Below are 20,389 nucleotides of genomic sequence, written 5' to 3'. Positions count from 1 at the left end.
CTTTTTAGGGTCTATTTTGGTGAAGCTTGAGCTTCAAAGTTAGGAAGCGGTCAAGCTTTATTTTAGAAGTTTTCGGCTAGCGACATAGTAGCTAGTTGCTAGTACTACTGAAGATAAACCAATTATCTCAAGTAGGTTATCAGCACCAGTTTTTGGAAGTTCTGATGGTAATTCTGGTTGTTTAGGTGCAGGTGGAGTATCCTTTTTAGGCACTTCTATATTTGCACTGTCACATCCATCGTTATCACCAGGGATTACTGGAGTGTTTACACAAGCTATATTGCGTGAAGATATTCCCACGGCAGTAGCTTTAGCTTTAATAGTGATAATTTGGCTTTCACCAACTTTTAGATTAGCTATTTTGTATGTTAAGTTATTATTTAATAGAGTTCCTCTATCAGCACTAATGAATGTAATATTAGCAGGTGCTTTATCAGAAACTACTATATCTCTTAAATCTACATTTCCATTATTAGTTACGAGTAATTCGTAATTGAATTCTTTTTCTGCCTCTACTGTAATATTCTTTTGGTTGTTTACAGTTTTACGTATTGAGATCGATGGCTTTTCTTGATTTTTAACTTCAAAATGTTTTTCACAGTTTTGAGCACTATTTTGTCCATCTTTAGACAATACTGTTGAGGTAACTGTATATTTACCAGCTATAGAAATTTCAACAGTTAATTTAGAACCGTTATTTACAGTTTTTTCAATTACTGTTTCACCTTTAGAATTTTTGATTACATATTTTACACCAACAAATTCAGTATTTTGTAGGCTGTATTTAGTGTCAAACTCGAAGGTTTCAGTACCAAATGGTTTATTTTGAGTAGTATCAAAACCACTTGTTTTTCTAATAGGTTTAATACTTAGAGATTCACATTTGTAAGTTGATGGCTTTGGTGTTTCACAAGTTTTGTTAACTTTTACACTTGCAGTATCGTTTTGTACGATTTTTTGATTACTTGCTTGTGCTAGATTTGTTAAAGTATTTTCTCCACATTTAGGTAGTTTTTGGTTTTCTGATACTTTAGCATCAAAACGTACGAAAACGTTAGCGTTTGGCCCGTAACTTCCTACATTTATACCAGAATCAGCTACTAGATTATCACTAACTTTTAGGCCATTATTAGCCTTGTTATATAGCTTTGTAGTACCTGCCACATATTCTAAACCATTAGGTAAGATATCTCTTAATACCATATTGTCAATAGTAGCAGAACCATTATTTTTAGCTTCAATTTGGAATTGAACTGTATCACCACTTTTAGCATTTACTATTTCATTCCAAGCTTTTTCACCATTTGTTTTATTGCGAACTTTCTTAGAAAGGGCAATATCTGATTTTTCTTCTGGAGCAAATTGAGGCTTAACTTTTAGGGTTACATAACCTGAATATTCAAAACATCCAGGAATGTTACCATCAAGTTTGTCATAACCTAATTTAGCACCAGTATTAGTAACGATTGAGTCAGGTAGGGCAACACCATTTAATTTATTGCTTGTATATGTTGCTGAGCCAGCTACGTAAGCAAGGTTAAAGTCTCTATCTGATTTTAATGTAGCTTCATCCCATACAGTTGCGGGAGTAGCATTTGATGCAGATACTTGTCCTTGTAAAGTAATAGATTTAGCTGTATTTGTAGGTACATTTAGTTTTGCTACTACGTTTTGAGCAACAAGTTTTAGATTAGATGCAGCATTATTATGTACATACATACGTACGTAATATTCTTTTCCAGGTTTTGCTTGAACTGAATTAGACCAAGCGTTAGATGTGCCAACTTCACGAATGCCAACGAAATCTTGTTCGTTACCACCTAAAGTTGGGTTGTCAACTATAGAGTTGAACACTATATGGTCGGCAGGTTTAGCTACAGTATAAGTGTTACGATTTGGCCCGTAAGCTAGTGTGTAAACTAACGGCACAAATACTGAAACTAGAATTGAGCTTATTATCACGGGGTGATTTTTAGCAAAAGAAATGATCTTTTTTAAAAGGTCTCTCATTTTTCTCCCTTCTAATTTTGTGATTAGAATTAATATTGAATTATATAAATTTTGTTTTATTGGGGAGTTTTTATGTTTTTTGCTGTCGCTATAGAACCGAATTGTTAAAGCTAAAATAAAATAAGTTGGTTAGAAATATCATGGAAAGGCTGGCGACGAATAGGTCGCCAGCTTATAAGGTACTTTTAGAGGCGATTAGTCATCAATTGGAGGTTCACTGATTGACTCATCGATAACAGATGACGATCCAGTAGCGCCACTTTCTACAGGTGGAACTGAATCTTTCAAGCTACTATAATTTTTCCCTGATGGAGTGCTAACAGCACCATTTTCAGATACTTTAGTAGCACCATTACTATCCGTAAAGGAACCACTTCCAGTCCATTCTCTAGGTGGAGTTATTGATTCTGAACTAGTCGATGAACTAGATGTTGAAGACTGACTTGATGAAGAAGCTTGAGGTGGTTTAGGAGCTTCATACTTTTCAGGTAATTGTACCTTAGAAGTTTCAGGTCCTTTGCCGTCTTGTTCTTCTTTTCGTCCATCTTCTTTATTCCCACGTTGGGCATAAACCTCTTTGCTAGGGTCTTTTGCTTCTAGGTTAGGTGTAGGCTCTGGATCTTGTGGTTTAGGATCTGGATCTTTTGGATTAGGTTTAGGCTCATCTTTTGGATTGTCTACTTTACCTTGAGGGATCTTAGGATCTTTAGCTGAATATACAGAATTTCCGCAATATAGCAAGTTATAGTATACGTTTACTTGTTTTGTTTTAGGATTTTCCTTACGGAAAGTTAACGCATTCCAATTGCTATAGTCACGATCTGTCTCATCTAAAACATGCTTACCTTGCACGATACCTGTAGAAAAGCCATGGTTTTGAACTTTTTCAATACTAGCATTTTCAGGACGGAAAATATTTTTTACAGCATAAAAGGCTTCTTTACCTTTTTCGTTAAGATATTGTTTTCCGTTTCTAGTTTCAATAAGCTCTTCAACTCTAGTTTCACTAGGCAATACGCTCGTATACTTTGCTTTATCTAGTAGTACATTTGGTTTATGCTTCATTTCTTCTGTTAAGATATTTAGAGCTTCTTCCTTGTTGTTTGGCAGAGAGTTCTTATCTTTTGCTGAATTTTGAATAACTTTTGTTGAATTGGGATCGTAACTCATGTCAACTTCCCACTCATCAAGATTTTTTCCAGCAACAGAAGAAGTAATAGTCTCTTCACTCTTATTAGTTTTTTGGTCTTTGCCTGACAATGAGGTTACTGACCAAATAATAACAAACAAGAATAAAATACCAATAATGCTATAGAAAATTAAGCGACGTTTGCCTGAATGTTTTTTGCTGCTGCGACTTAACTTGCTGGTATCTTTTTCATATTGCTTATGTATCTCCTCGGGAAGATCTTCTTCAGAATGGATCCCTAAAGCACTTAGATGTTTTAGAAGAAATTTTTTCTGATCTTCTTCAGATAATTCTTCATAAGCGTTTTGATATCGAGAAATCCAATCATCTTTAGCTTTTTCGCCGTACTTGTAAACTATAACGTCCAAAAGGACATTATAGATGTCGTTGTTATTATTCCATTTTTCCATTTTTCTTTCACTCCTTTGCATTTATTTTTTGTTGTTTCCTGCGTAAGAAAAACAAAATGGAATACCTCTTTAAGAGGTAACTACAGTTTTGATGTAGCTTAGGACTATTTTGAAACAACATAGCCCAAAACTACACCAAAAAAGTTGATACCTCTAATCAACCTATTTTATTAAGCTACATCGGCCGTATTAATGTTAACTAATACTGTCGACTGGTTTAATTATATCACAAAACTCTTAAAAAATCAATAATTATAACACCATATTAATATAAACGCAAGCATTTTAAAAAAGAGAAAAAGACTATCTTTTAAGATAGTCTTTTAAGATTATTCTATTTAGAATTATAAATTCTTTTGCTATTATTCGTCTAGCCAATCAATAAATTTCTTTTTCATATTTTGGAAAGTTATTTTTGGTTTTGCTTTAGCTTTCTCTCTTTTTTGAGAGGCCTTATATTGTTTTAGCGCAAAGATATAAGCTATAATCATTAGCACTAAACCAATCAGCCATAAGAAGAAACTAGCAGTAGAGTTTAGGACTAACCCGATAACTAGCAACGCAATAGTATAAGAATTTCCTGCAGTTACAATGGTTAACAATTTTAGGTATTTTTCACTAATTATTACTAGAATAAAAAAGCTAGTAATTAGGATAGAATATACCGACATTCTATTGTCAACGATAATTCCTAAAGGTAGGATTCTCAGAATGAACATAATAATGTTTGTTAAAATATAAAGCATTTTGAAATGCTCCCTTCTAAAAAAGATTTTAAAAGCACTTCAAATTAATTCTAAATGAACTAGTAAGGTGCTAATATGTTTTTTATTATAACATATTATGTTATATATGTCAATAAATAAAAGGGTTATAAAATAAAAATAACACCATTTTGCGTGGTGTTATAAAAAACAATAAAATATGGTGGGTGATTAGGGACTCGAACCCCAGACCCCCTCGGTGTAAACGAGGTGCTCTAGCCAACTGAGCTAATCACCCATATGTTAGATATTTTAGCAGTTAGTTTTTTAAAAGTCAATAGTTTTTGCTATAATTTTATTAAAGAATTGTTATTTTAAAAATAGAATAGGAAAAAATGGATACTCGCAAACCTAATATAGCAGGCAAAAAATACGAAAAATATAAAGATAAGCATAACGAATCGGTTATAAAAGAATTTAATTTTTACGATAGAGCGTTAAAGGAAGATTTGATAGTTGAAAAACGAAAACATTTTATAGTTGTTAAAAATATGTTTCCATATGAAATATGGGATGGATTTGAGGTTGATGATCATCTACTAGTAATTCCTAAAAAATTTACCACTACAATTAGTAGTTTTGATAATGAATATAGCAATGAATATTTTCAGATATTAGCAGATTACGAAAAGAAAGGGTATTCATTTTATGCTAGAGCTAACCAAAATGTAAGGAAAACTGTAGCTCACCAGCACACCCATCTTATAACCCTTAACTATAATAAACCTGTTAAAAGATTATTTAATATTGCAGGTAAAATTTTATGGTGGCTGTAAATTTGCTATTTACTATATAAGATGTTAAAATATGTAAAGTTTAAAAATAAATTGATAATCTAATAAAAGGAAAATATGGATTCAAATAAGATACGTAACGTGGCAATTATTGCTCACGTCGACCATGGTAAAACTACACTTGTTGATGGCCTATTAAAGCAAAGTAATACTTTTCGTGATAACCAAGCAGAAATGTCACAGACATTACTAATGGACTCAGGGGATCAAGAAAGTGAAAGAGGTATTACAATTACTGCAAAGCAAACCTCAATTTATTATAATGATTACAAAATTAATATTATAGATACGCCTGGGCATGCCGACTTTTCAGGTGAGGTAGAGCGTACTTTAAATATGGCCGATGGAGTTATTCTTGTTGTTGACGCACAAGAAGGACCTATGCCACAAACTAAATTTGTGTTATCTAAAGCTTTAGAGTTAGGGCTTAAGCCGATTGTAGTAATGAACAAAATAGATAAGCCTGCACGAAGAATTGATGAAGTTAATGATGAAGTATCAGACTTGTTTTTAGAGCTTGCCACAAATGATGATCAGCTATTATATCCTACCTACTATGCAATCGGTAGAGATGGTAAAGCTTGGAAAAGTGTACCAGCAAATCTAGATGAAGATGCTAATTTTGAGCCTATTTTCAATGCCATTATAGAAGATATACCTGCGCCGAAAGTTAATATTGAAGGTAGTTTACAGCTTTTAGTTACTTCTTTAACTTATGACAATTTCTTAGGAAAATACGCAATAGGTAGAATTACTAGAGGTAGCGTAAAAACTAACGAACAGGTAAGCTTAGTTAAAAGGGACGGAACTGTTAAAAAGAGTAAGATAGATAAGTTATTTGCCTATAGAGGCTTAACTAGGGAAGAAATTAAAGAGGCTTTTGCTGGTGATATTGTAGCTATAACAGGTATTACTGACGCTGAAATTGGTGAAACTATTGCAGATGCTGAAAATCCTGAAGCTTTACCAACAATAGAAATAGAAAAACCAACATTATCTATGTATTTAGGCCCTAATACTAGCCCAATGAAAGGTCGCGAGGGTGAGTTTACTACTTCGCGTCAGATCGGCGATAGGTTACGCAAAGAATTAGAAACTAATGTTAGCTTACAGGTAAAAGAAGATGGCATTGGATTTATTGTGAGTGGTAGAGGAGAGTTACACTTATCAGTGTTAATTGAGACATTAAGGCGTGAAGGTTTTGAATTTGAAGTAGGTCGTCCTCAGGTAGTTACTATTACTGAAGATGGTGAAGAAAAAGAGCCGGTAGAGGAATTAATAATAGAAGTGGCTCCAGAATTTGTAGGTGCTGTTAGCCAAGAAATGGGAATCCGTAGAGGAGAAATGAAGGGCCAAGAAAATCTTCCTACAGGCGCTAGCCGTATGACTTATATTATTACTACTAGAGCAATGATTGGTTTGCGTAACTTAATGCTTACAGCTACTAAAGGAACTATCATAATGAATTCCTTGCCTCATGGATACCAAACTTTAGGTGCAAAAATTCCATCAACTCGTAATGGAGCTTTAATAGCTTTCGAGAAAGGTATTTCAACGCCATACGCTCTGCAAAGTGCTGAATCTAGAGGTGAGCTATTTATTCCAGCTGGTAAAGAAGTATATGCTGGAATGATTGTAGGTTTGAATAATAGGCAAGAAGATCTAGAAATTAATGTTGTTAAAGAGAAGCATTTAACTAATATGCGTTCAAAATCAAGCGATGGTGCAGTGCAACTTACACCGTTTACCGACCTAAGTTTAGAACAATGTATTGACTTTATTGAAGATGATGAGCTTTTGGAAATTACGCCCGAAAACTTACGTCTTCGTAAGAGATATCTAGATTCAAACGAACGAAAAAGAATGGCTAAAAGTAATAAATAATAAAAATACCCCCAAAGGACAAAAGGGGGTATTTATTTTTTATTTTATTTAGCGTTCACGATTAGTTCGAACTTTAATAGAATATGATTCCTCGTTTTGGCTAACTCTAATAACTTTAAACAATGTATTTTCCTTTCTATGATGATCTTTTTTGTTTTTTATGTTTGTTTTTGTCATCAATGTTTATATAATAACATATTTATATAGTAAAGTCAATAGTTATTTTGTAAAAAACAGTATTTTAATCATAAAATATGTTGAAGCACAAGCGTTTATATGCTATAATTTTTACAAAATTAGAAAATAAAAAGGAAAATATGTTTAATAAAAAAACAGTTAAAGACGCTAGCCTAAAAGATAAGGTAGTGCTTTTGCGAGCAGATTATAACGTACCTATATCTTACGATGATAACGGCTCTGCCCATATTTTAAATGATTTTAGAATAAAAGCGAGTTTACCAACAATTGAATACTTGATTAATCAAGGTGTTAAGAAAATTATAATAGTATCACATCTAGGTCGCCCACAATCAGTAGAAAGTTTAGCTGATATTGATGAACTAGAAAAACTACCAAATGGCAAAAGAAAATATTCATTAATGCCAGTTTTTAAACATTTAAAAAATCTTCTTCAAGAGAGAGATTATTATTTTCCTATGAATTTTCATGCTACTCCTATTTTCTCTCGCACTCATTACCCAGTGCCAATAGCTAAAGCCGATGATGATTATAAAATTGAAATGTTAGAAAATATTCGTTTTTGTAAAGATGAAAAGCGAAATTCTTTAGGTCTAGCGCAAGCCTTAAAACAAATTACTGGTGCAGGTATTTTCGTGCAAGATGGCTTTGGCGTTGTTCATCGTGGTCATTCTTCTACTGAAGCTATAGCAAAAATAATGCCAAGCTATGCTGGGCTATTAATTGAAAAAGAAGTTGGTACATTATATAGTATGCTAACTACACCAAAAAGACCTTTTATAGCAGTTCTTGGTGGGGGTAAGATTTCTGATAAGTTGCCATTAATTGAAAAATTTATTGCGCTTTCAGATAAAATATTAATTACTGGTGCTATTGCTAATACTTTCTTACAATATAAAGGCTATAATATAGGAAAAAGTAAGATAGAAGATGGTCAAACTGAAATTATAGAATCTATTTATGAAAAGGCGATTCGTAAAGTAGGTATTCAAAATATTGATAATTTTATTATTTTACCTAGTGACATAGCTGTAAAAGTAGAAGGGACTAATAGTAAGAGGATTGATAAAGACCTTGCAGATATAAATAATAATGACAGTATCCTTGATATTGGTCATAAAACTATACGCATGGTTAAGAATGAGTTAAAGAATGCTGAAACGGTAATTTGGAATGGTACGGCCGGTGTAACTGAATTAGAAGGATTTAAAGCTGGGTCTGCTGCTATTGCTGAAAGTATGCATGAGATAGCTAAGAATGGAGGTACATCTATTATTGGTGGTGGTGATACTTCTTCCTTTGTACTAAATTGGTGCGAAGATAAAAAAGTAGACGCTAATGATTTTTCGCTTATTTCTACAGGGGGAGGGGCTACTCTAGAACTTATTAGTGGCGAAATACTTCCCGGGCTAGAGATATTACCAAGTAAGCGTAGAAATATAAACAATAGGAGTAAATAAGATGGCTAGAAATAAACTTATAATTGCAAACTGGAAAATGAATTTTGATATGCATCAATCTAGCATATTCTTACATAAATTAAGTACTAAAATAGGTATTTATAACAATATAGATATTATCCTATCCCCATCTATATTCACTTTACAGTCCCTTAGCTTGCAAGTTAATCATAATCAATTTAAATTGGCAGCACAGAATTTTTATTGGCGAGATCAAGGAGCTTTTACTGGGGAAGTTGCTATATCTCAGCTTAGAGGTATAGTGCAGTACGCCCTAGTAGGTCATTCAGAGAGGCGTAATATTTTTCATGAAAGCGATAAGGATATCAGGGCTAAGGTAGCGGCAGCAATAAGAAATGATATTCGCCCTATATTATGTATAGGGGAGACATCTGATGAGCGTAACCATGGGGAAACCTCATTAGTATTAAACGACCAGTTAGTAGGTGGATTGGCTAATGTATCAAGCGAAGATATCGAGAAAGTCGTTATAGCTTATGAGCCAGTTTGGGCTATTGGAAGTGGAGATAATGCTGACCCAGAGCAAGTACAAAAGGCAGTTAAAATGATAAGAACTCAAGTTAAGCATCTTTATGGTGAAAAAGTAGCTAAAAATATACAGGTTGTATATGGTGGCAGCGTTCAACCAGAAAGTGCTGTAGATTATATGGCTGTTCCTGGTGTGGATGGACTCCTTGTAGGTGGTGCTAGCTTAAACTTAGAGAAATTTGAGCAGATCGTACAAAAAATCGATAATAAGGTTAATAAGTAAGGTTGTGATATGCGAGATTTTGATTTTGATGAATTAGATAAAGCTGTTAATAATTTTTTAACAACTAAAAAAATATCACCAATGAAAGATGATAATATGAGTGAAAGTACAAAGAAAAAGATGGTTTTTGGTGAAAGAAAAGCTCCTAAAACTGCTAGCCAATTACATTCAATGGCTAAAATTATAGAAGAACGAAATATCGATAACGATGTAATAGATATTCAAGAACATATAAAAGATGGTAGTTCTGATAAACCTTTAAAGAAAGATATTAAGATTTTAGATGATTTTAAAGATAAAGCAGAATCCAACAGGCGCCATAATAGTAAAGATGTTATTAATGATAATTTAGCAACTATAGAAGATAATAAATTTGAAAGCCCTATACTACCTGACTATGATAGTCCTATGAACATCTCTGGAAGACATACTTCATCTATAAGTATTCCTAAAAGAAGACTGGAAGGTCCAATATTAAATAAGCATAAAAATAATGTTGTAAAGCCTATTGAAGCTAAAAAGAATATAGAAAATATAGGTAAAGTAGTTAGCATAGAGGATACTGATAAATTGCAGGTTTTTAATGCAGTAATGAAGACAGAAACAAAAACTGACATACCTAATGAAAGCAAAATCGTTAATACGCTAGTTAAAGCTATAAAAACGGAAAAAATAGAAAAACCAGTAATTAAAGAAGAAAAGCCTATTGCTGAGTTTGAGAAGGTTTTAACAGAGATTGGTGGATCTAAACCAGTAAAAAGTGTAGAAGATATAGCAAAAGAATTAGCTCAAGAATCTAAAAAAGAAGAATCTGAAAAGATTTCTGTAATGATTAAGAAAGATATTAAAGCTACAGAGGATACTACAGTAAAAGAAGAAAAACCCGAAAGTATTTCTATAAAAGTTAGCGAATATACTGAAGATAATGATAAAGCTGATAATAAAATAGAAGATTCTTTTAAAGATAATAACCCTATCAATAATACAAGCGTGACACTACCTGAAAATAAGGATGAAGAAAAAGTTATTATTCGAAGCGTAGAAAACGATACTATTACTAAAACTCCTTTTGTAGATAATCCCAAAATTGAAAAAAGACCATTAGGAAATAGTGCAAGCTATAAAACTATAGATAACTTTAACTCTTTATCTAGAACAAGAAATATAAATGGTATATCTAACAATAAGGTACAATATCCTCAAAAAAATGCTATTTCTAACAATATTAGTAATAATAAGAATAGCACCACTCCTCTTCTAGCAAAAGAAGATTACGCAATGCCCGTAAAGTATAATAAGAAAAAAACAGGTTGGGGTACGGTTCTAGCAATAATTACTACATTGTTACTAGGAATAGCAGGGGGGTTAGGAATATATTTCTTCTTCCTTAAATAAAATAATTAATAACCCTCCACTAGGAGGGTTATTAATTTTGTTTTATAGGGGTGATATGTTACAATTATGGTTATGACAGCACAGCAAATACGTAAACTTTACTCAGAATATCTAATTAAAAATGGACATAAAGAAATACAACGTGCGCCATTAGTTTTAAATAACGATCCTACAACTCTTTTCACTGGTAGTGGAATGCAACCATTATTGCCATATTTATTAGGCGAAAAGCACCCTAAAGGAAATAGATTAACAGATAGTCAAACATGTTTGCGTGCGCAAGATATTGATGATGTAGGGGATAATCGTCATACCACTTTTTTTGAAATGCTAGGTAACTGGTCATTAGGTGATTATTTTAAGAAAGAACAGATACGACAGTTCTTTAATTTTCTAGTAGATGAAGTTGGATTGGATCCTGAAAAAATATATGTTTCATGTTTTATAGGTGATGAAACATACAATATACCTAGAGACGATGAAAGCGCTAAAATATGGCAAGAAGTTTTTGCTGAAAAGGGTATTGAAGCTAAGATTGTAGAATTAGGTACGGCCGAAAAGGGTGATAAATTAGGTATGCAAGGTGGACGTATTTTCTTCTATAACGACAAAGAAAACTGGTGGAGTCGTGGAGGTGGCTTGGATTCTACACCTATTGGTGATCCATGTGGTCCTGATTCTGAAGTATTTTATGATTTTGGTGAAGAAAATCATGACCCTAGCTATGGAGAAGCACATCCGGCAAGTGATAGTGGTCGTTTTATGGAAATAGGAAATCAGGTTTTCATGCAGTATCATCGCTTAGAGGACGGCAGTTTCGAGCCTTTAGAAAATAAAAATGTTGATTTTGGCGGTGGATTAGAGCGAATTGCTGCAGCTAAAATGGGTAGTTCTGACGTATTTAAGGTTAGCTTATTAAAACCTATTATAGATAAAATTGAAGAGATATCAGGTAGTAAGTATGCAGAAAATACAAAATCAATGAGAATAATAGCCGACCATCTTAGAAGCGCTACTTTTCTTGCAGTAGATGGTTGTACTCCAAGCAATAAAGAACAAGGCTATGTGATGAGAAAGTTTATTCGTAGAGCTATGATACAAGCCTTTAATTTAGGTATTGAAAAAAACTTTTTAGAACAAATAGTACCTGTAATAATTGATATTTATAAAGATAATTATAAAGAGTTTGTAGCTAAAAAAGATCAAATCATCAGCACTTTAGTAACAGAAGAAAAAGCCTTTGCTAGAACCTTGCGAAAAGGAATAAGAGAGCTAAACCGTTTTAAAGATAAAGAATTAACTGGTAAAGACTTATTTATGTTATATGATACATACGGTTTTCCTACAGAATTATCCGTAGAAGAAGCACATAAGCTAAATATACAAATTAGTGCTAAATGGGAAAAAGAATTTGAAGAGTATATGCTTGCCCAAAGGGAGCGTTCTAAAACTGCGTCAAAAGGTATGTTTAAGGGTGGTTTGGAAGGTCAGACTTTAGAACACTTTAAATTGCATACTGCTACTCACTTAATGAATGCAGCTCTTCGTATTGTACTTGGTAAAAATATTGAACAAAGAGGTTCTAATATCACAACAGAACGTTTACGCTTTGACTTCAACTATGATCAAAAAATGACCCCAGAGCAAATATTAGAAGTTGAAAATATAGTGAATGAACAGATTAAAAAAGGCTTAAAAGTTACTTTTGCAGAATATGATACTGACTATGCATTAAATGAGTTAAAGGCTATTGGTGTATTTGGCGATAAATACGGTGATGTAGTTAAAGTTTATACTATGCAGGCAGACGGAGAAAAACCGTTTAGCGTAGAGATTTGTGGTGGACCTCATGTTGAAAATACTCTGCAACTAGCAGATGGTGGAAAAGTGTTTAAGATTAAGAAAGAGCAATCTTCTAGTGCTGGAGTAAGAAGAATAAAAGCAGTCTTACAATAAATAAAATATTACTTACAAAAACAAGCAGAGAACTGCTTGTTTTTTGTATTTCTCCCCTTGTTTGCTAAAAAAACATAAATGCTTTATAATTTAAGCAATATGTTGTTTAAAAGTAAACAAAAAGAAGACGCTAACGATAATTTTATCGTCTCTTTAGATATTGGAACTGAATTTGTTAAAGCTTTAGTTGCTGAAATAGATGGAGAAAATATTAATGTTATTGGTGTTGGCCGTGCAAGGCAATCTTTATCAGACATGCACTCAGGTGCTATAGCAGATATTTCTAGTGTAATACACAACTGTGAAACAGCTTTAATAGAGGCAGAAGACCAAGCTGGAATACAAGCTAGAAAAGCTGTAATAGGTATTGCTGGTGAACTAGTTAAAGGTAATACCAGCACTATTAAATATAGAAGACCTCAGCCAAATAGACCTCTTGATGATGCTGAAATGGAATTTATCATTGAAAAAATTCAAGAGCGTGCCCAAATTAAAGCGCAGCGTGAAATTGCTTTAGAAACAGGCAATAAAGATGCTGAAGTTAAGCTTGTTAACTCTGCAATTGTTGGTATACATATTGATGGATATAAGATATCTAACCCAATTGGTTTTCAAGGTAAAGATATAGCAGTTCAAATATATACTGCTTTCGCTCCAATGGTGCATATTAGTGCAATAGAGAGGGTTGCTAATGAGCTAGCTCTAGATCTAATTGCAGTGGCGGCTGAGCCTTTTGCTGTAGCTAGAAGTGTGATAGGTACTGATTCAAGCAGTAATTTTACAGCTATTTTAGCTGACGTAGGTGGTGGTACTACCGATATTGCTGTGGTTAATGACGGTGGCGTTGAAGGAACAAAGATGTTTGGTATTGGTGGGCGTAGTTTTACTAATCAAATAGCTAATGAAATGAACTTATCATATAAAAATGCCGAAAAATTAAAAGTGAACCTGTCTGGCGATAAACTACAATCAAATATCGTTCAAGAAGCTACAGAGGCTATTGAGAATACTTTAGATGTTTGGATCTCTGGAGTTGAATTAGCTTTGAGCGAATTTGATAACTTAGACTACCTACCTAATCGCGTTCTGTTATGTGGTGGTGGCGCTAGCTTGCAAGGGTTAGTAGATAAACTAGAAGATACTGACTGGTGGAAAGATTTACCATTTAATAAAAAGCCTAAAATAAAATACATTCAACCTAGCGAAGTGGTTGGTATTAACGATGGGACAGGAAAATTGGTAGACCATACATTTATTACGGCTATGGGTCTTTTAAGAGTTGCCTATGATACTTATACAGGTAATGAAAATGTAGGGGATAGTTTTAAGGATAAGCTAAATAAAATTTTAAGAGTTTAGGATAGGTATAAAAATATGAGTGAAAATATTGTAAAAAAAGATGTTATCTATCTTGATATAGAAGATGATATTACTGATATTGTAAATAAAATAAAGAAGTCAAAAGAGCGAATTATTGCTATTGTTCCACCAAAAAATTTAGGTAGTCTTAGAAGTGCCGTTAATTTAAGATTATTAGCTAGAAGTGCCGAAAAAGCCGATAAGAAAATTGTTATAGTTTCTAATAGTAAAGCTTTAAGGCCTATGTGCGCTGTAGCTAAAATACCTATAGCTCAGAGCCTCCATAACAAGCCAGAAGTTCCTGAGATTGATGTAATAAAAGTTGATGATGATGAGATTATTGACGGTGGAAAATTACCTATAGCAGATTTTTCTGGTGATACCCCTGAAGATAAAGAAGATGAGATATTAAATAATCTTGATATTGATGAATCTATAGATGATAATAAAGATTTTAAATCTAAAGCAGCTAAAAATGTTAAAACTCCTAAAATTCCAGATTTTAAAAAATTCAGAAAGAAAGCATTTATTATAGGTGGTTTATCTATAGCTGTTATTGTATTTTTAGTATGGGCTATTGTGTTTGCTCCAAGTGCAAAGGTAATAATTTCAGCTAAAACAAATTCTATAAGCTTGAAAGAAAAAATTAAGCTGGTAAATAGCGATACTTTAGAAGATGCTCAAAAAGGTGTTCTAGCTACCAAAACAGAATCTTTAGAACAAAATAATGAAGTTACTGTTGATGCAACTGGCAAGAAAGATATTGGTGAAGCCTCCAAAGGTACTATAACATTATCGCAAAGTAGCGAGAGTGAAGCTGTGACTGTTCTTAAAGGTACTGCATTTTCTGCTGGTGGATGTAATTTTGTTACTACCTCTAACGCAACAATACCAGGGGTAAAGGTTCGAAGTGGTAATTTGATAGCTGGCAGTACAACCGTTGGAATACAAGCTACGGAAATTGGTGAAAAATGTAATTTAAGTCCACAAACTTACATTTCAGCAGTAGAGGGTGTTAGCGCAAAAGGTGAAGCTTTATCTGGTGGAACAAAGAAGACTATTAGTGTAGTGTCACAGAACGATATCGACAATGCTAAACAACAATTGGCTAAAAAATCAGATAATAACATAGAATCACAATTATTAAGCAAGATAGATAATAGTTTTATTGCTATAAAAGATAGCTATAAAGCAACTGCCGAAAATCCAGTAGCAAGCCCATCTATTAATGAAGAAGCAAGTAAAGGTAAAGTTACTGTTAAAAGCAAGGTTATTCATAATATTTTAGCTATAAAACGAGATTCATTAGCTACATTTATAGAAAACCGGGCAAAACAGAAAATTGAAAAAGTAGAGAATCAAAAAATTTATGATAATGGCGTTAAAAAAATAGCCCTAACAAATTATAGCGATAAAGAAATTACTGCCTCTACAGAAGTTAAAGTTGGTCCAGAAATTAAAGAATCTGAGCTAAGAACTAAAATTGCCGACAAAAAATCTGGTGAGGTGCAATCTATATTAGAAAAGATTGAAGGAGTTAATAAAGTTGAAGTTAAATTCTCATATTTTTGGGTTAATAAGATTCCTAAAGATAATGATAAACTTTCAATAGAATTTACGGTAGAATAATGAAAGCCAAAAACTTACTTGGTCTTGATATTGGCACGCGTCGTATAGGTGTTGCTGTAGCTAATAGTAGTATTAAAATTGCTATCCCATTAACTACTATAGAAGTTAATGATGGAGATGAGATTCTTCAAATAAATAAAATTATTGTTAATGAGAAAATTAACACTATCGTTGCCGGCCTTCCTAGAAATATGAGCGGAGAAGAGACTGCACAAAGTGTATACACTAAAGAATTTTTAGAAAATTTTAAACTATCTGTTAATGAAATTAAATTTCAAGATGAGAGCTTAACTAGTGTACAAGCAGAGAATATATTAAAAAGTTATAAAAAACCTTATACTAAAGGTGATATAGATATGCAAGCAGCGGCTATAATATTACAAGATTATTTAGAGGAGAATTTTTAATGAGTAAGCAGGGTAAAAATAAAAAAAAGATTGCTAAGATATTTGGATTTATAGGTTTATTTTTAGCTGTTGTCGTTTTAGTATTTGGAGGTATGGCCTTTTATAGTTATAATAATTCCTTAAATTATAAAAGAGGTGATGGTAAAGAAATAGACTTTTCTATAGAAGAGGGCGACACTATCTCTAGTATCGGCAAAGAATTAGAAAAATATAAATTAATTAATTCTAAATTTTTCTTTAATTTTTACGCAAAAAATAATAACCTTGATAAGGTTAAAGTTGGTAAATATCAGCTAAATAGTAATATGACAATGGCTGAAATATTAAAAATTTTAAATGGTAGCCCTAACTCTAAAAAGATCAGTATAACTTTTTTACCTGGAGGAACTATCAAAAATGCTAAAAATGTATTAGTTAAAGCAGGCTTTTCTAGTGAAGAAGTTGATAGTGCTTTAGCTAAAGACTATTCTGGCAAATTTAAAACACTTTTTTCTGGTAAACCTAAAAATGTAGATAATGAAGGATATTTTTGGGGGGAGACTCATAACTTTGAAAAAGGAGTTACTGTACAAGAAATAGTTGAACGGTTTTTTGCAGATTTTGAGAAAAAAATAGAAGAAAAACAATTAGTTAAAAAATATGCTAGTCATAACTTAAGTTTGTATCAAGGTATTACTTTGGCTTCTATAGTACAAAAAGAATCACTAGGTAATCTAGAGGATATGAAGAAAATTGCAGGGGTATTTTATAATCGCTTAAAAGCTAATATGACTTTAGGATCAGATGTAACTTATCAATATATAGCAGATAAAAATAAGCTAGATAGGGATGTTAATTTAGAATCCCCATATAATCTTAGAATTAAGAAAGGCTTAACTCCTACGCCAATAGCTACACCAGGCGTTAATGCTTTAGAAGCTGTAGCCAACCCAGAAAAACACGATTATTTATTCTTTTTAAGTGGCGATGATGATATAACTTATTTTGCAAAAACAGATGCTCAGCATCAACAAAATATTAAAAATCATTGTCAAAAAAAGTGTCAAATAATTTAAAACAGAAGCACCATTAATTGACATTTTAAATATATTTTGTTATAATCTTAAGGTAAATTGATATAAAACTTATACTTAGTAATGTGGTTTTTATATTAAGGCACCTACCAGAGGTTGTAAAGGATACGCGGGTGAAACTGATATAATATTAACATTTAAGGTCGAATTCGTATCTGATTCTTCGGAAGATAATAGTAAGGTAGTGCAACGTAGTAATACGTTTGCGGGAGAACGATTATTTGTAGTCAAAGAAAAGAGATGGAAAAAACATCTCGTATCGAGATAATACAAAATCAAAAACAAACGGGTAAGGGCAAAATTAATCCGAAAAAAATTTTAAAAAATAAGTCAAATATAATATATACACTTATTATATTAACAATATTCTCAGTTGCGTTATTTAGTTATAACCATAAAGAAGAAAAAGCTAATATTGAAGTTCATAGCAACAAAATAATTGAATCTTCTAATGATGAGAATAAAAGTAAAATAGAGAATATTTCTTTAGATAAAGTTACTGAGTCTAACGTTGTAGCTGGTTTAGCTGAATCTGCTAACTTAGCTGTTGCGCCAAGTACTGCTAATTTATCAGTTTCTATATCAGTTATAAATGATAGTAATCAATCAACTGGTGTAGTAGAAAAACCGAAGATTTTAGAAGTTAAGGCTGAAGAGCGTAAAATTACAGTTTATAAAACTAAAGAAGAAGAAACTATTCAATCTATTGCTGATAAATATGGTATTACAGCTCAAACTATTAAATGGGTAAACAACCTAAAAGATGATAAGGTTGAGGCTGGTAAAGAACTAAAAATTTTACCTATTGATGGTATTGTATATACCGTTAAAGATAATGATTCTATTGAAGAAATTGCTAAAAAATACCAAGCAAGTACAGAGAGGATCTCCTCTTATAACGGTAATGAAAAACTAGAAGCTGGTAAAGAAATCGTTATCCCAGGTGGAATTTTACCAGAGAATGAACGCCCAGATTATACTACTCCCGTAAAATCTACAGCTAAAAGCTCTTCAGTATCAAGAGGTGTTATTGCTACTCAAGTGCCAAGCTCAAATTATAATGCTAAGGCTGGTAACGCTTATGCATGGGGTAACTGTACATGGTACGTTTATAACCGTCGTTCTGATATTGGTAGTTTCTGGGGTAATGCGTCAAGTTGGGCAATAAGTGCTAGAGCTGCTGGATATAGAGTTGACTCTACGCCTACAGTTGGTGCTATAGCGCAATGGAACTCAGGTGCTTCAGGTAGCTCTTACTGGGGACACGTTGGTATTGTTGAATCTATAAATGGTGATGGTACTATAACAATTACAGATATGAACCACAACGGAGGTTTGGGTAAAATTACTACTCGAACAATTCCAATAAGTAACCCATCTAACTATATTCACTAATAGTTAATAGTATAAATTAATAAAAGAGGTAATATCACCTCTTTTATTTTTTAAGTCAGCTAATAAAGAAAATAAAAATAGTTTAGTTTAAAGCCCATGGTAGGTGTATAATATAAAGAATGAAACTAGAAGATTATACTTATAATTTAGTAGATGAATTAATTGCTTCTACCCCCCCAGAGGTACGAGGATGGTCAAGACTCCTTGCCCTAAACCGAAATAATGGAGAAATTAAGGATTCTTTTTACCGTAATATTGCTGATTTCTTTAAAGGGGGTGATGTGCTTGTTTTGAACGATACTAAAGTTATTAAAGCACGATTATTTGTGAAAAAAGAGTCAGGTGTTAAAAGGGAATTGGTTATCCTAGAAAGACATAGTTATGATGCCGACTGGCACCAGCATAAAGTTATGTATAGGGGGAAAATTAAAGAGGGCGACATATTAACTGTTGAAAATAGCCAAGAAAAAATAAAGGTTGAGGAAATACTAGGTGATGGTTTGGCTATCGTTAGTTCAAATAAAGATTTAAGGGACTTGTGTGATCAATATGGAACTGTGCCTCTTCCACCATATATGAGGAGAGATGCAACACCGCTTGATATTAAAAGGTATCAAACAGTTTTTGCTCAAGAAAAAGGTTCCGTAGCTGCGCCTACTGCAAGCCTTAATATGACCGACGAAATATTACAAACTCTTAAAAATAAGGGCGTAATAGTTTGTTATTTAACCTTACATGTTGGCCTTGGTACATTTATGCCAATACGAACGGATAATCTAGAAGAACATAAAATGCACCAAGAGTATTTTGAAATACCACAAGAAACTGTGAGTATTATTAAAAAAGCAAAAAAGGAGAGTAGAAGAGTTTTTGCTTTAGGCACTACTGTATCTAGAACACTAGAATATAACGCTAACAGCTTATTAGATTATAACGACGCGAAAGATAAACTAACTGGTGAGGCTGATATTTTTATATACCCTGGATATAACTTTAAAATTTTAAATGGTATGATAACTAATTTTCATGCACCAAAATCAACAGTATTAATGATGGCCAGTGCTTTTGCTGGCTGGGATAATCTTTTAAATGCTTATAATTATGCAAGTGAGCATAATTATAGGTTTTTATCTTACGGCGATTCGATGATTATTTATTAAAGACTAAAATCTTCACAGTAATTAGCTAGGGTTTTTCCATCATCTAATTTACTATATTTATCATGACCATAGTATTTTACAGATGTTATAGCTCCTGTTTCTAGATATCCTAAAATAGCAAAATTTCCGTTGCCTTTTGCTCCAAGGGATGAACTTCTTGTTCCGGCTGCAATTCCGTAAGCAGGCCATTCTTCACCGTATCTTTCTTTTTGGCATACCCCACCTAATCCGATATATAAACTATTAAATTTACCTGATAGATTTGCATAGTATTCTGATGTACTAACTCCCATACGTTCCCTTGAATCTACAATTATAACTTCTTCAATCTCGGATGATTGAAAGCTACTAAGGGGAAAATCTTTACTCTTAATACTTCCCCTATATGCTTTTGGAAACTGGCGAGTATTAGAATAATAAGTTATTATTTGTGAAGCAATATCAGCTATGGCTTGTTTTCTAGCCATATCTCTTTGAGCCCGTTGTAGTGCTGGCAGAGCTAAGAAAACCATTAAGAATATTAAACCAGCAACA

Annotated in this window: 17 protein-coding genes and 1 tRNA gene; 12 read left to right on the top strand and 6 right to left on the bottom strand. The window is 32.8% G+C overall.

Going from position 1 to position 20,389, the window contains the following annotated elements; translation table 11 throughout:
- Nucleotides 1-57: 57 nt before the first annotated feature.
- From G6CMJM_RS00080 to G6CMJM_RS00065, 4 genes are all read right to left on the bottom strand, one after another.
- Nucleotides 58-2,010: a DUF7507 domain-containing protein gene (locus tag G6CMJM_RS00080; protein ID WP_129718461.1), complete on the bottom strand. Its 1,953-nt coding sequence runs from the start codon at nt 2,008-2,010 to the stop codon at nt 58-60.
- Between the two features lie 195 nt (nt 2,011-2,205).
- A complete protein-coding gene (locus G6CMJM_RS00075) occupies nt 2,206-3,609 on the bottom strand; it encodes a hypothetical protein (RefSeq protein ID WP_129718460.1) in 1,404 nt (467 codons plus the stop codon).
- A gap of 362 nt (nt 3,610-3,971) precedes the next feature.
- Nucleotides 3,972-4,328, bottom strand: coding sequence for a hypothetical protein (locus G6CMJM_RS00070; protein WP_129718459.1), 357 nt, complete (start codon nt 4,326-4,328; stop codon nt 3,972-3,974).
- A 206-nt stretch (nt 4,329-4,534) separates the two neighbouring features.
- Nucleotides 4,535-4,611, bottom strand: a tRNA-Val gene (locus tag G6CMJM_RS00065).
- A gap of 97 nt (nt 4,612-4,708) precedes the next feature.
- On the opposite strand from G6CMJM_RS00065, the gene G6CMJM_RS00060 reads away from it, so the two are divergent.
- Both G6CMJM_RS00060 and typA read left to right on the top strand, forming a co-directional pair.
- Complete coding sequence (locus G6CMJM_RS00060) at nt 4,709-5,149, top strand: HIT domain-containing protein (protein ID WP_129718458.1); 441 nt, start codon at nt 4,709-4,711, stop codon at nt 5,147-5,149.
- Nucleotides 5,150-5,224: 75 nt separating this feature from the next.
- Complete coding sequence (typA, locus tag G6CMJM_RS00055; protein WP_129718457.1) at nt 5,225-7,051, top strand: translational GTPase TypA; 1,827 nt, start codon at nt 5,225-5,227, stop codon at nt 7,049-7,051.
- 48 nt (nt 7,052-7,099) lie between these two features.
- Here the strand turns inward: typA and G6CMJM_RS03255 are convergent, their stop codons facing one another.
- Entirely contained in the window at nt 7,100-7,228 is a 129-nt protein-coding gene (locus G6CMJM_RS03255) for a hypothetical protein (RefSeq protein WP_274542108.1), read from the bottom strand.
- A 77-nt stretch (nt 7,229-7,305) separates the two neighbouring features.
- Here G6CMJM_RS03255 and G6CMJM_RS00050 point away from each other — a divergent pair, with 77 nt between their 5' ends.
- From G6CMJM_RS00050 to queA, 10 genes are all read left to right on the top strand, one after another.
- A complete protein-coding gene (locus tag G6CMJM_RS00050; RefSeq protein ID WP_129718456.1) occupies nt 7,306-8,709 on the top strand; it encodes a phosphoglycerate kinase in 1,404 nt (467 codons plus the stop codon).
- A gap of 1 nt (nt 8,710) precedes the next feature.
- A complete protein-coding gene (gene tpiA / locus G6CMJM_RS00045; RefSeq protein ID WP_129718455.1) occupies nt 8,711-9,481 on the top strand; it encodes a triose-phosphate isomerase in 771 nt (256 codons plus the stop codon).
- 9 nt (nt 9,482-9,490) lie between these two features.
- A complete protein-coding gene (locus tag G6CMJM_RS00040) occupies nt 9,491-10,876 on the top strand; it encodes a hypothetical protein (RefSeq protein ID WP_129718454.1) in 1,386 nt (461 codons plus the stop codon).
- Nucleotides 10,877-10,942: 66 nt separating this feature from the next.
- A complete protein-coding gene (locus G6CMJM_RS00035) occupies nt 10,943-12,832 on the top strand; it encodes an alanine--tRNA ligase (RefSeq protein WP_206660754.1) in 1,890 nt (629 codons plus the stop codon).
- A gap of 78 nt (nt 12,833-12,910) precedes the next feature.
- On the top strand, nt 12,911-14,191 hold the full coding sequence (locus G6CMJM_RS00030) for a cell division FtsA domain-containing protein (protein ID WP_206660753.1): 1,281 nt from the start codon (nt 12,911-12,913) through the stop codon (nt 14,189-14,191).
- Nucleotides 14,192-14,206: 15 nt separating this feature from the next.
- A complete protein-coding gene (locus tag G6CMJM_RS00025) occupies nt 14,207-15,820 on the top strand; it encodes a baseplate J/gp47 family protein (RefSeq protein ID WP_129718453.1) in 1,614 nt (537 codons plus the stop codon).
- Nucleotides 15,820-16,227 carry a Holliday junction resolvase RuvX gene (ruvX, locus tag G6CMJM_RS00020; protein WP_129718452.1) on the top strand — a complete coding sequence of 136 codons (408 nt, stop codon included), beginning with the start codon at nt 15,820-15,822 and terminating at the stop codon, nt 16,225-16,227. Before G6CMJM_RS00025 ends, ruvX begins: the two co-directional genes overlap by 1 nt.
- Nucleotides 16,227-17,282 carry an endolytic transglycosylase MltG gene (mltG, locus tag G6CMJM_RS00015; RefSeq protein ID WP_129718451.1) on the top strand — a complete coding sequence of 352 codons (1,056 nt, stop codon included), beginning with the start codon at nt 16,227-16,229 and terminating at the stop codon, nt 17,280-17,282. Before ruvX ends, mltG begins: the two co-directional genes overlap by 1 nt.
- Nucleotides 17,283-17,540: 258 nt before the next feature.
- On the top strand, nt 17,541-18,695 hold the full coding sequence (locus G6CMJM_RS03250) for a CHAP domain-containing protein (RefSeq protein WP_129718450.1): 1,155 nt from the start codon (nt 17,541-17,543) through the stop codon (nt 18,693-18,695).
- Nucleotides 18,696-18,814: 119 nt separating this feature from the next.
- The gene (gene queA / locus G6CMJM_RS00005) at nt 18,815-19,855 is read left to right on the top strand and encodes a tRNA preQ1(34) S-adenosylmethionine ribosyltransferase-isomerase QueA (RefSeq protein WP_129718449.1); all 1,041 of its coding nucleotides are present in this window, start codon (nt 18,815-18,817) and stop codon (nt 19,853-19,855) included.
- Here queA and G6CMJM_RS03165 read toward each other — a convergent pair.
- Nucleotides 19,852-20,389 (bottom strand): hypothetical protein (locus G6CMJM_RS03165; protein ID WP_206660752.1); only part of this gene is annotated, 538 nt, incomplete at its 5' end. The two genes, queA and G6CMJM_RS03165, sit on opposite strands and share 4 nt — an antisense overlap.

Source organism: Candidatus Nanogingivalis gingivitcus, from assembly GCF_004151455.1.
Classification (GTDB): domain Bacteria; phylum Patescibacteriota; class Saccharimonadia; order Saccharimonadales; family Saccharimonadaceae; genus Nanogingivalis; species Nanogingivalis gingivitcus.
The sequence above is the reverse complement of the archived record's forward strand: the minus strand, read 5'-3'. Positions and strand labels throughout refer to the sequence as shown.

What these genes read in the sequence shown, in the direction of transcription:
- G6CMJM_RS00080 (WP_129718461.1), bottom strand. Translation starts at nt 2,010, where the DNA reads ATGAGAGACCTTTTAAAAAAGATCATTTCTTTTGCTAAAAATCACCCC.
- G6CMJM_RS00075 (WP_129718460.1), bottom strand. Translation starts at nt 3,609, where the DNA reads ATGGAAAAATGGAATAATAACAACGACATCTATAATGTCCTTTTGGAC.
- G6CMJM_RS00070 (WP_129718459.1), bottom strand. Translation starts at nt 4,328, where the DNA reads ATGTTCATTCTGAGAATCCTACCTTTAGGAATTATCGTTGACAATAGA.
- G6CMJM_RS00060 (WP_129718458.1), top strand. Translation starts at nt 4,709, where the DNA reads ATGGATACTCGCAAACCTAATATAGCAGGCAAAAAATACGAAAAATAT.
- typA (WP_129718457.1), top strand. Translation starts at nt 5,225, where the DNA reads ATGGATTCAAATAAGATACGTAACGTGGCAATTATTGCTCACGTCGAC.
- G6CMJM_RS03255 (WP_274542108.1), bottom strand. Translation starts at nt 7,228, where the DNA reads ATGACAAAAACAAACATAAAAAACAAAAAAGATCATCATAGAAAGGAA.
- G6CMJM_RS00050 (WP_129718456.1), top strand. Translation starts at nt 7,306, where the DNA reads ATGTTGAAGCACAAGCGTTTATATGCTATAATTTTTACAAAATTAGAA.
- tpiA (WP_129718455.1), top strand. Translation starts at nt 8,711, where the DNA reads ATGGCTAGAAATAAACTTATAATTGCAAACTGGAAAATGAATTTTGAT.
- G6CMJM_RS00040 (WP_129718454.1), top strand. Translation starts at nt 9,491, where the DNA reads ATGCGAGATTTTGATTTTGATGAATTAGATAAAGCTGTTAATAATTTT.
- G6CMJM_RS00035 (WP_206660754.1), top strand. Translation starts at nt 10,943, where the DNA reads ATGGTTATGACAGCACAGCAAATACGTAAACTTTACTCAGAATATCTA.
- G6CMJM_RS00030 (WP_206660753.1), top strand. Translation starts at nt 12,911, where the DNA reads ATGCTTTATAATTTAAGCAATATGTTGTTTAAAAGTAAACAAAAAGAA.
- G6CMJM_RS00025 (WP_129718453.1), top strand. Translation starts at nt 14,207, where the DNA reads ATGAGTGAAAATATTGTAAAAAAAGATGTTATCTATCTTGATATAGAA.
- ruvX (WP_129718452.1), top strand. Translation starts at nt 15,820, where the DNA reads ATGAAAGCCAAAAACTTACTTGGTCTTGATATTGGCACGCGTCGTATA.
- mltG (WP_129718451.1), top strand. Translation starts at nt 16,227, where the DNA reads ATGAGTAAGCAGGGTAAAAATAAAAAAAAGATTGCTAAGATATTTGGA.
- G6CMJM_RS03250 (WP_129718450.1), top strand. Translation starts at nt 17,541, where the DNA reads ATGGAAAAAACATCTCGTATCGAGATAATACAAAATCAAAAACAAACG.
- queA (WP_129718449.1), top strand. Translation starts at nt 18,815, where the DNA reads ATGAAACTAGAAGATTATACTTATAATTTAGTAGATGAATTAATTGCT.